Source organism: Gracilibacillus sp. JCM 18860 (assembly GCF_055395245.1).
This window is the reverse complement of sequence record NZ_AP043868.1, coordinates 1,357,486-1,369,351: the sequence shown is the minus strand read 5'-3', so window position 1 is coordinate 1,369,351 and position 11,866 is coordinate 1,357,486. Positions and strand designations below refer to the sequence as shown.

The following is an 11,866-nucleotide window of genomic DNA, read 5'->3' as shown; positions in this document are numbered from 1 at the left end:
TATCACATTTTGATCGATTTCATGGAAAATTTAATAGTCTAAGTAAATTTACCTAATTTTTCTATCATATTTTATCAAATATTGGTACATTATAGGTGGTTTTAAACCAAACCACACAAAAGGAGGAATTAATGATGGAAACATTACAAGAGAGACTTACGGAAATTAGTCCAAGTACATTAGCCGTTATCGGTGAGAGAGAGGAGGGAGACTATTTAACTAAGGTTATGGAATATGACGAAGAGGATGATTATGAAACAACTCATAGTGCTCAGAAAGTTATGGATATTACCTGTAGAGAATTCGGTATAAGTTTAAGAGGGTTAATTGAAGGTTCACGAATGCTCACAGGTATTACACATAAGCCACCCATTGCCATAGATCGAATGAGTGGCATGTATTTTTTTCCTGTCGAATCTCCATTAAGGAAATCCTGTTCATGGATTGCTCACTCTCATGTTCAACAAGCAGAAAAGCTTGAACGAAATCGCTCCAAAATCATCTTTAAAAACAACCGCACCATCACCTTAGATATTTCCTATGCAACGATCATTAATCAAATTTACCGTACTGCTCAATACCGATACTTACTAGGGAACAAAATGGAGGATGTCCTTCAATTATCTCACTATGTTGCTGAATCTGGATGGAAACGAAAAGAGCCAGGTATTAAAAATAGACATATGTGAAAGAAGGAGTCGTTATCATCTAGGTAGCGACTCTTTCTGCACACACTTTAAAGAGAATTTATAGCAAGGATGAAACTCGATGGGGTCGTTAGAGGATGAGCAGATGTGAGTGGTACGTTCAATCCTATTTTGTTCATTTGCCTTTTTTGAAAGATTTATAGACAATCATAAATGCCAAACCCTCTATGCTCTCATAGCTTGTAAAAAAGGTAGAAATGAGGGGATAATTTGTTTGGCTATTCCATGATTCAGACAGTACGAAACTATGCGAGTAAATTAGATCGTCCTCTGCGCAATGAGTTAGTTAATCTCTATAAGCCTCTAAAATTTACACCGTGCTTTTTACACCGAGTATTAGAGAATAGGTTAAAACAGAAGAAGAAAATATCTGTCATTGTACAGTTTCATCAAGAGGCTTATGAGTCTGGTTGTCATCAAATAGAGGGAATTATCAATAGTCATAGAAAAAATAAGTTATACCAATATTATTCTAGAATTTCTTGTTGCTCAGCTGATATGACTCCAGACAGTTTGGAGATATTGCTAACTAATTGTAAACATGTGAAGAAGGTTTATAAAAATAGAGAGGTTCATGCATTACTAGACGTCGCAGTGGAATCAGCTAATGCAAAGCAAGTGGTTCGCAATAATACCATGTTAACTGGTAAAGGGACAAAGATAGCGATACTAGATACTGGAATCTACCCACATCAAGACTTATCAGGGAGAATTACTGATTTTGTAGATTTTATTAATTATCGTTCCGAACCTTATGATGATAATGGCCATGGAACACATTGTGCTGGGGATGCAGCAGGAGATGGATCTCTTTCATCCGAGAAATATAGGGGGCCCGCTCCAGCAGCCAGTGTAGCGGGAGTAAAAGTTTTAAATGACACGGGAGCGGGCTCTTTAGATACCATTATGCAAGGTGTAGAGTGGTGCATTCAATATAATGAAAGCAATTCCGATAGTCCAATAGACATTATTAGTATGTCTCTAGGAACCGAACCGTATGATTATGGGGAAGAGGATCAGGATCCTCTCGTACAAATTGTTGAAGAAGCATGGAGCAGTGGGATTATTGTTTGCGCAGCAGCTGGCAACAGTGGTCCAGATCCACAGAGTATTTCAAGTCCTGGCCTCAGTGATCTTGTTATAACTGTTGGAGCCTTAAATGATCGTGATACTCGAGATACACGAAGTGATGATGAGGTAGCTAGCTTTTCAAGCAGAGGTCCAACCATTTATGGGCAAGAAAAGCCAGATATTTTGGCACCAGGTGTTGACATTATATCATTGCGTTCACCAAATTCTTATATAGACAGATTGCAAAAATACAATCGCGTCGATGGGGATTACTTTGTCATGTCAGGTACATCGATGGCAACCCCTATTTGTGCTGGAATTGTGAGCTTGATCAAAGAGCAAAATCCTCTATTAACGCCAGATGAAATAAAAGAATTACTGAAAAACGGTACCGATTTATGGGAAGACCGTGACCATAATATATATGGAGCAGGTTATATTAATGCTGAAAACTCGATACCAAAGTAATGGACTGGTTAATCAAGCAGAATAGGGCAACCTTTCAATTTTGACTCAGTTGATACAATCTACATTTTTGCAAGGCTTTCCTCATACAATCATGTAGAGGTGATAAAAGATGCCAAGAGTTAAATATACCGATAGTGATGTTGCTTTGATGGCAAGGATGATGAGGGCTGAAGCCGAAGGTGAAGGTGCTTTAGGAATGCTTATGGTCGGTAATGTTATTGTAAATCGCTTAAAAGCCGGTTGCTTAGATTTCCAAGGCTTAACATCTATACCAGATGTTATTTATCAAGTACAGGGAGGAAATTACTCGTTCGAAGCGGTACAAAAAGGAAATGTTTTTTACAACAGAGCAAGGAGTAAAGAAAAAAGACTAGCCAAACAAACATTAGATTATTGGCGTCAACATCCTTCTAAGTTTGCACTATGGTATTTTAATCCATATGATGTATGTCCACCTACTTGGTATGGCCAACCTTTTACCGGCCAATTTAAACAACATTGTTACTATGAACCGGAAGCTAATACGTGTGAAGGTGTCTATAGATGGTGAAAATCTCCACAGCTGTGGAGGTTTTTTTCTTTTATATGAAGTAAAATGAGAAATAGTAAGTATCATGGTAATAGAATAAATGTTAATTTGAGCTAATCAAGATTAGGAGCTATATCTTGGCAATAATGCTAATACCACGAGAGAAAACAGAGGTAAAGAATTATATCTAGGCAATAATACCAATACCACGAGAAAGAACCGAGATAAAAGCAATAGAACAAATAAAATAAAAATTAGTGAGATACCCCCGATATAAATTATAGAGAAGGAAGTATATAGATAATGGTGCTTAATTAAAAACACACTAACATTTTCTGTTAGGAAAATCAGTTAAAAAGTATTAAAATAAGGATAAATATGATTCCAGCAAACTTTTTTCCAAAGATTTGTTAAAGAGGGGTTCATTTATTTATGTTTACATATAATATAAGTAATATTGACAATATTAATATAGAAGAAATCAAACAATTAATTGAAGCAAATGATTTTGACCGACTTGTTTCCTTCCTGCTTAGAAGCTATGAAAGCCTAGGACCAATTCCAGGCTTTTTACTTCCATTTTTGGAGGCATTTTTGCCATTTTTACCTTTAGTTGTTTTTGTCATGACGAATGCTGCAGCGTACGGACTGTTAGAGGGATTTCTCCTTTCATGGAGTGGGGCAAGTATGGGGGCTATCGTAGTTTTTATGATCGTCCGAAGATTTAAGGATATACGTTTATTGAAATGGATTCGAAAAAATAAACAAGTCAAGAAAGTCATGAATTGGTTAGAAAAGCATGGATTTGGTCCATTGTTTTTATTACTATGCTTTCCGTTTTCGCCTTCGGCCATTATTAATTTGGTTGCAGCATTGTCGGGGATTAGTCTTTATCAATTTGCATTAGCGGTTTTGTTAGGGAAATCGGTAATGATTTTCACTGTATCCTATATTGGAGATAGTATCGTTTCCTTTGCGCAAAATCCGGTAAAGACTATTTTAGTAGCCATAGGGATTGCAATTATTTGGATATTTGGAAAGTATTTAGAGAAACGATTACAAAAACGTGCAGAACGAAAAAATTGGAAATAAAAAGGATTAAAGTTGATGGAATGGGGGTAAATTAGTAATATTAATCCCTTTGGAGGGAATATTATGAAACAAAAAAGAATATGGCCGATTGTTAGAGTTGTGTTATTTGCACTTTTACTTGCTTTTTTCTTTCGCTCCTATTTATTTGCAAGTTATGTGGTAAATGGCAAGTCAATGGAACCTACTTTACATGATGGGAATCTATTAATGGTGAATAAAATGATATATGACTTAAAAGAAATAGAACGGTTTGATGTCATCGTCTTTCATGCGAATAAAGAAGAGGATTATGTTAAACGTGTAATTGGGATACCAGGTGATCACATTGCCTATCGGGACGATACGCTTTATTTAAATGGAAATCCAGTAGAAGAACCATATTTAGAACCATTCCGTGAAAGTGAAGAACGACCATTAACGGACGAGTTTACCTTAGAGGAGTTAACAGGTGAAAGTAAAGTTCCACCAAATATGCTGTTTGTATTAGGGGATAATCGCACCAAAAGCTTTGATAGTAGAGAAATAGGCTTTATAGATCAAAGTTCAGTCGTTGGTAAAGTAGATGTCCTTTATTGGCCGATGTCAGATCTTAATTTTCAATTTATCCAATAAAGTGAGAGATATTACGGACCGTTAGCACGATAATAAATCAAAAAGTAGAAGGCACAAGCTTACTTGGCCCTCTACTTTTTTCTTTGTTCCAAAGAATACAGCCGAGATTTTTCCACTAAACAAAAGAACATTAGTTTGGTATAATGAGTAAAAGAGAGGACAGAGAGTAGGTGCTTGAATGTTACGTTTTATTGTAGGTAGCTCTACTGTAAATAAAAGTGAACAATGTTTAATGGAGATAAAAAATAAGCTTCAGCAAAACCCTCAGGGATCGCCAATTATTTATTTAGTTCCAGACCAAATGACGTTCCAACAAGAATATGCCTTACTAAACGATCCAGAGCTAAATGGATCCATACGTGCCCAAATCTATAGTTTTTCAAGATTAGCTTGGAGGGTTATGCAACAAACAGGAGGGGCAACAAAGAAATTTATTACTTCCACAGGGATTCAAATGATGTTACGTAAAATAATCGAACAAAGAACATCAGATTGGAAGGTTTTTCAAAAGGCAGTAGAAAAACAAGGCTTTATCGAACAGTTAGAAGAAATGATGATAGAATTTAAACGTTACTGTATTACGCCAGAGCAAGTCACCGCACAATTGATGGAAATGGATCGCTTTAAGCATCAATCAATGGGGGAACATGCCTTAAGAAATAAGCTGGATGACTTATATTATGTTTATCATCATTTAGTCAAGGAACTAGAAGGAAATTATATTGATAGTGAGGATCAGCTCCAGCTCTTAACGAAGAAGCTAGTGGAATCCAACTTCCTAGAAGAAACCGAAGTGTACATTGATGGATTCCATCGATTTACTCCACAGGAATTGCTTGTTATAGAAGCAATGCTTCAAAAGGCACAAAATGTGACGATAACCTTAACTATGGATCAAGCAGATGAGATTATTGCAGAGCCATTAGATCTTTTTTACCAAACGAAAGAAACATTCTTACAATTGGAGCAACTAGCACAGAAGCATAGTATTAAAATAGAAAAGGAAACACTCAGTAAACAAACAAAAGAAAACACTGCCTTTATTCATTTAGATCAACATTTTGATAGTAGACCCGCAGTACCATATGAAAAAAAAGCACCAATTAGAATGGCAGAGGCAGTCCACCCAAGGGCAGAGGTAGAAGGTGTAGCACAGGAAATTATTAAACTTGTGCGTGATGAAAACTATAGATATCGAGATATCGCGATATTGCTTCGTGAGCCTGATGTTTATCATGACTTAATTACGACGGTTTTTGATGATTATCAGATTCCCATTTTTGTGGATGAGAAACGAACCATGCTTCACCATCCCTTAATTGAATGCTTACGATCACTATTAGATCTCATCGAAGGAGATTGGCGTTATGACGCTGTTTTCCGTGTATTAAAGACAGGTCTAATTCCAGAAGGAAAAGAGCAACCAAGATTAGATCAAGAAGCGATTGATGAGCTCGAAAACTATGTCTTAGAGTACGGAATTAGAGGGAAAAATAGATGGACAAACGATCAGCCTTGGGTTTTTCAGCGCTTTAAAGGCTTTGATGAATCAGCACAAACAGATAGAGAAATGGCTATCCAAGAAAGAATCAATGCATACCGAATGCAAGTAGTGGACGCACTAGCACCGATAGATCAAGCGATAAAAGAAGCGAAAACTATTGAGCAAAAAGCGATTGTACTTTATCAATGGCTTGAGGAAATGCAAATTCCAAAGCATTTAGAAAAAATTCGTGAACAATATGATGAAGAAGGTCTTGTGGAAAAAGGACGTGAGCAAGATCAAGTATGGGATGCGGTTATTCAATTGCTTGAGGAAATTACGGAAATAGCAGGCGAGGAAGAAACGAATTTGAAGCTATTTCGAAGTATCTTGGAATCCGGGTTTGAATCACTACAATTCTCTCATGTTCCACCAAGTCTTGATCATGTCGTCGTTGGATCCATTGACCGTTCAAGAATGCAAGGGGTAAAATGTGCACTTTTACTTGGAGTGAATGAAGGTACATGGCCAATGAAGCAGAGTAGTGATGGAATTATTACGGAGGAAGAACGTGCTTTGTTGCAGGATAATGGTTTTCAACTAGCAGAAGGAAGTAAACGGCAATTATTGGATGATTGGTTTTACGTTTATCTTGCGTTTACACTGCCTGAAGATTATCTCTGGATTAGTTATCCTATAAGTAATAGTGAAGGAAAAGCAAAGGTGGCTTCTTCTTTAATTAAGAGAATGGAGGAGCTTTTCCCACAACAATGGGATAAAATCCTACTTCAAGATCCTGAAGAGATGACAGATGCTAGAAGATTTGTTACGACACCAAGAAAAACAAGAGGTGCTCTAACCTCCCAATTAGCAAGACAGCTACGCGGCTATCCCATTGATCCAATATGGCAGAATGTGCTGAACTGGTATATAGAAAATATAGAGGACAAGCTCACGAATCAGCGAGTTTTGCGAGGGCTATTCTATCAAAACAAACCAACTAATCTTTCCTCTACTACGGTTGAGAAAATGTATCCAGAAAAAATAAAGGCGAGTGTCTCTAGATTAGAGATGTTCTACCGTTGTTCCTACCAACATTTTGCTAGATATGGTTTAGGATTAGAAGAGAGACAAACCTATAAGCTTGATGCTCCAGATATAGGTCAACTCTTTCATGAAGCTTTAAAACAAATAACCGAATGGATCCAAAAGGATGGATTGAGGTTTGCAGATATTCATGAACAAGAGGCGAGAAATTATGCGAACAAAGCGATCAGTTATTTAGCACCAGTATTGCAGCATCAAATCCTACACAGTTCGAAACGTTATCAATATATACAAAGGAAGCTGGAAGGTATTGTCGCTAGGGCCACCTTTATCCTTAGTGAACAATCAAGACTAACGAACTTTTCTCCTGTTGGTTTAGAAGTTGGATTTGGATATCCAAACCAGTTGGATCCTCTAGAAATTCCATTAACAGATGAGCGAAAGCTTTTACTAAGAGGAAGAATTGACCGAATTGATCAAGCGACAGACGAAGAGCAGCTCTACCTTCGAATTATTGATTATAAGTCAAGTGCCAAAGGGTTGAATTTAGCAGAGGTTTATTATGGATTAGCTTTACAGATGATTACTTATTTGGATGTTGTCTTACTGAATGCGGAAAAATGGTTAGGTCAAAAAGCAACTCCTGGTGGTGTATTATATTTTCATGTGCATAATCCCATGCTTTCGCTATCTGAAAGCTTAGCGGATGAGAAAATTAATGCAGAGCTTTTTAAGCAATTTAAAATGAAAGGTTTACTACTAGATCAAGAGAATGTTGTGAAAATGATGGATACCTCACTGGAGTCTGGTAGAAGTAATGTTATTCCAGCAGGATTTAGTAAGTCAGGTAAATTCTATAAAGGATCAAAAGTGGCGGAAGAAGAAGTATTTCAAGATTTGCAAGCCTACATAAGGCAATTAATGAAAAACGCAGGTTTATCGATGATAGAAGGAAACTTGGAGTTAAATCCTTTCCAAAAGCAAGATCAAACAGCTTGTACATTTTGTTCCTTTCGATCAGTTTGTCAGTTTGACTCAACATTGCCCGAAAATAATTATCGTAGACTGCAGGATTTACAAGACGAAGAAGTAACAGAGGCAATTAAGCGAGGTGAGTTGTAATGCCACAATGGACAAAGGAACAAGAAGAGGCAATTTATCAATCTGGAAGCAACATTCTCGTTGCTGCAGCAGCTGGTTCAGGTAAAACAGCAGTCCTAGTAGAACGAATTATTCAAAAACTATTAAACAAAGAAACTCCTGTTGATATTGATCAGTTACTCGTGGTAACTTTTACAAACGCAGCTGCTCAAGAGATGCGTAACAGAATCGGTGAAGCTTTAGAAGAAGCATTAGCAGCAGATCCGGGATCGAATCATTTGAAGAAGCAAATATCCTTGCTACAGCATGCCTCGATTTCTACTTTACACTCATTCTGTATGGAGCTTGTACGTAAATACGCTTATCGTTTAGATATCGACCCGAGTTTTCGAATTGCAGATGAGGTTGAGGCAGATATGATTCGCCAAGATGTATTAGAGCAGCTTTTTGAAGAGTGGTATGGATTAGAAGAGGACGCGGAACAGGAGGCATTTTTCCAAGTTGTCGATCGTTTCTCCAATGATCGGAATGATTTGGAAATTGAAGGTTTAATCTTGACTTTATATGAATTTTCGATTCAACACCCTAATCCTGATTTATGGTTAGAGCAGCTTGCAGAAACCTATGCTGTAGAAGAAACAACAGATGAGTCTACGTTAACCTGGCTAACCATTTTGAAGAAAGAGGTTGCACGTCAATTAGAAGTAATGGAGATGCAAATCACCCAGGCATTAGAGTTAACGAAAGAGGCAGATGGACCATATCACTACGCAGAAGCTCTAGATTCGGACAAAGAGATGATACAGCAGGCAAAAGGAGCTATTGCACTATCATGGCAAGAAGCACGAGCAGTTTTTACTAATGGAAAATTCAAAGCATTATCTAGAAAAAAGGTGGAATGTAGTGAGGATAAAAAGGATCAGGTCAAAGCTTTTCGAGATGATCTAAAAAAAAGGTGGAATAAGGTTGCCTCTGATTGGTTTAGTCGAGATTTATCTTTCCACCTTGCTGATATGAAGGAGCTTTATCCAATAATTAATCATTTAACTAAAATGATTAAGGACTTTCGTTTCCACTACCAAGAAGCCAAAAAAGAAAAAGGACTCGTCGATTTCAGTGATTTGGAGCATTTTGCCTTAGATGTATTATTAGAAGACAAGTCCGATAAGCTTCCTTCTTCAATTGCTCTAGAGCTAAGAAAAAAATACCGTGAAATTATGGTGGATGAATATCAGGATACAAATATTGTTCAGGAAACGATTCTTACAAGTATTGCAGATCAAGACAATGGCAATATGTTTATGGTAGGGGATGTGAAGCAAAGTATTTACCGATTTCGCCATGCTGAGCCATCACTTTTTATTGACAAATATACTCGATTTTCTGAGGAAGAAGATCCAGGCTATCGAATTGATCTAGCGCGCAACTTCAGAAGTCGAAAAGAGGTATTAGTTGCCGCAAACTATGTGTTTAGGCAATTATTTGATCAAGAGGTAGGAGATTTAGAGTATGATCAAGATGCAGAGCTCATTTATGGAAATAAGAGTTATGACGACATACCACTTGCTCAGCCTGACACAGAGATCATCATTATTGATCAAGAATCGAATGAAGCAGAAAGAGAAGCCCTAGATATGGAGTTAGAGGATAGGGAAGACCTGGAAAAAGCACAGCTTGAAGCAAGAGCGTATGCTAAAAAAATACAATCTTTTATTGGACATGATGACCGACCTCCACTTCAAGTTATGGATAAAAAAACATCTATGCCTAGAAAAGTTGAGTACCGAGATATTGTTATTTTACTACGCTCGATGACATGGGCTCCGACCATTATGGAGGAATTCAAAAAACAAGGAATTCCAGTCTATGCTGAACTATCTACCGGCTATTTGGCTGCAATCGAAATTCAAGTAATGATGAGTTTATTAAAGATAGTCGATAACCCAAGACAGGATATTCCTTTAGCAGCAGTGCTGAAATCACCAATTGTTGGATTAGATGAAAACGAGCTAGCAGAGATTCGTTTGACTAAGAAAAACAGTACCTATTATGAAGCGACTAAAGCATATTTGGCTAAAACAGCTGGTGGGCAAACAGAAGGCAAGCTTGATGGCTTTATGACAAACTTAGAAAAATGGCGTAAAGAAGCAAGACAGGGGGCGCTATCTGCTTTAATTTGGCAAATTTATCAGGAAACAGGTTATTATGACTTTGTTGGTGGCATCCCTGGTGGTAGACAACGTCAAGCAAATCTAAGAGCACTATACGACAGGGCAAAGAGCTATGAATCGACTTCCTTTCGAGGACTTTTCCGTTTTCTCCGCTTTATTGAACGAATGGAGGATAGAGGAGAGGATCTTGGTGCAGCAAAGGCATTAGGTGAACAGGAAGATGTAGTGAGAATTATGACTATTCATAAAAGCAAAGGACTAGAATTTCCAGTCGTAATCGTTGGTGCGATGAATAAGCAGTTCAATCAACAGGATTTAAAAGAAAAGTACTTGCTCCATAAAGAGCTTGGCTTTGCAACGAAATATATTGATCCATTAAAAAGAATCATGTATCCAACCTTGCACTATCATGCCTTAAAGAAGGAAATGCAACGAGAAATGCTGGCAGAAGAAATGCGTGTATTGTATGTTGCCTTAACAAGAGCAAGAGAGAAGCTGGTCATGGTTGGTACCGTTCCGTCCCTAGATAAGAAGAAGAGAAAATGGGAAATGATGCTCCATCATAATGATTGGGTACTTCCACATTATTATCGATTAGAGGCATTATCCTATTTTGATTGGATAGGAGCAGTCTTGACAAGACATCAACATGGCGAGATCTTAAGAAATGAATCCACTGTTACCCATATTCCTGAGTCGATCCTGTATGATTCGTCTAAATGGAGTATCGCTCGAGTCCACAGTAGCCATTATCAAAATATGGAAGAAACAAATAAAGAAACTATAAAAGCGTTAGAAGAGGCAATATTTGAATGGAAGCCTATAGAGACAGGGGATGAATTGGAGCGAGAGATAGTCGACAACTATTTGAACTATCAATATCCATACCTAAATGCTACTTCCTTTCGGGCTAAACAGTCGGTAACCGAATTAAAGCGACAACAAGAGGTAAGAGATATGTACAGTGATTCTGCTATTATCGATCCGTTCCGTGCACCTATTAATCGCAGACCACGTTTTATGCAGCGTCAAAAGGAATGGACGCGTGCAGAAATTGGAACAGCCATGCACACTGTTATGCAACATATCCCTCTAAATAGAGAGTGGAACATAGATGCACTTGAAGAGTTTATTGTACAATTAGAAGAGAAAGAAATATTGACAAGAGAAGAAACAGAGGTCATTGACACACAATCCATCCTTGCCTTTTTTAAAAGCCAGCTCGGGGAGCTTGCCCTTTATGCGAAACGTATAGAGAGAGAAGTTCCGTTTAGTTTAACACTACCCGCGAATGACATATATCCAGACTGGTCAGAAGCAGAAGAGCGCATCTTCCTTCAAGGTGTGATTGATTGTTTAATAAAAACAGAAGAGGGATGGATTATGTTGGATTATAAGACTGATAGAATCGAAGAAACAGTCGATGACCATGTTAGGGATAAGCTAAAAGAAAAATATAATATTCAGCTTGAATTATATGCTAGAGCGTTAGAAAATATATGGCATGAACCCATTTATCGAAAATATTTGTACTTCTTTGATAAGGAATTGATTATAGAAATATAATGCGTAAGGGAGATCTCTC

General features: G+C 37.5%; 7 protein-coding genes. All 7 read left to right on the top strand.

The annotated features are described in order from the left end of the window. Positions 1-134: 134 nt before the first annotated feature. The 7 genes from ACZ5R4_RS07125 to addA all read left to right on the top strand — a co-directional run bounded on the left by ACZ5R4_RS07125 (position 135) and on the right by addA (position 11,847). Positions 135-689 (top strand): competence protein ComK, encoded by a 555-nt coding sequence (locus ACZ5R4_RS07125; protein WP_054860533.1) that lies wholly within the window; start codon positions 135-137, stop codon positions 687-689. 228 nt (positions 690-917) lie between these two features. Then, positions 918-2,246: a S8 family peptidase gene (locus ACZ5R4_RS07120; protein ID WP_464368262.1), complete on the top strand. Its 1,329-nt coding sequence runs from the start codon at positions 918-920 to the stop codon at positions 2,244-2,246. Between the two features lie 109 nt (positions 2,247-2,355). Further along, complete coding sequence (locus tag ACZ5R4_RS07115; RefSeq protein WP_109985080.1) at positions 2,356-2,796, top strand: cell wall hydrolase; 441 nt, start codon at positions 2,356-2,358, stop codon at positions 2,794-2,796. 411 nt (positions 2,797-3,207) lie between these two features. Next, positions 3,208-3,867: a TVP38/TMEM64 family protein gene (locus ACZ5R4_RS07110; RefSeq protein WP_054860535.1), complete on the top strand. Its 660-nt coding sequence runs from the start codon at positions 3,208-3,210 to the stop codon at positions 3,865-3,867. Between the two features lie 63 nt (positions 3,868-3,930). Continuing rightward, positions 3,931-4,479 (top strand): signal peptidase I, encoded by a 549-nt coding sequence (lepB, locus tag ACZ5R4_RS07105; protein ID WP_109985079.1) that lies wholly within the window; start codon positions 3,931-3,933, stop codon positions 4,477-4,479. A gap of 178 nt (positions 4,480-4,657) precedes the next feature. Further along, positions 4,658-8,131: a helicase-exonuclease AddAB subunit AddB gene (gene addB, locus ACZ5R4_RS07100; protein WP_464368261.1), complete on the top strand. Its 3,474-nt coding sequence runs from the start codon at positions 4,658-4,660 to the stop codon at positions 8,129-8,131. Beyond that, positions 8,131-11,847: a helicase-exonuclease AddAB subunit AddA gene (addA, locus tag ACZ5R4_RS07095; protein ID WP_464368260.1), complete on the top strand. Its 3,717-nt coding sequence runs from the start codon at positions 8,131-8,133 to the stop codon at positions 11,845-11,847. The genes addB and addA overlap by 1 nt, the downstream gene beginning before the upstream one ends. Positions 11,848-11,866: the final 19 nt, after the last annotated feature.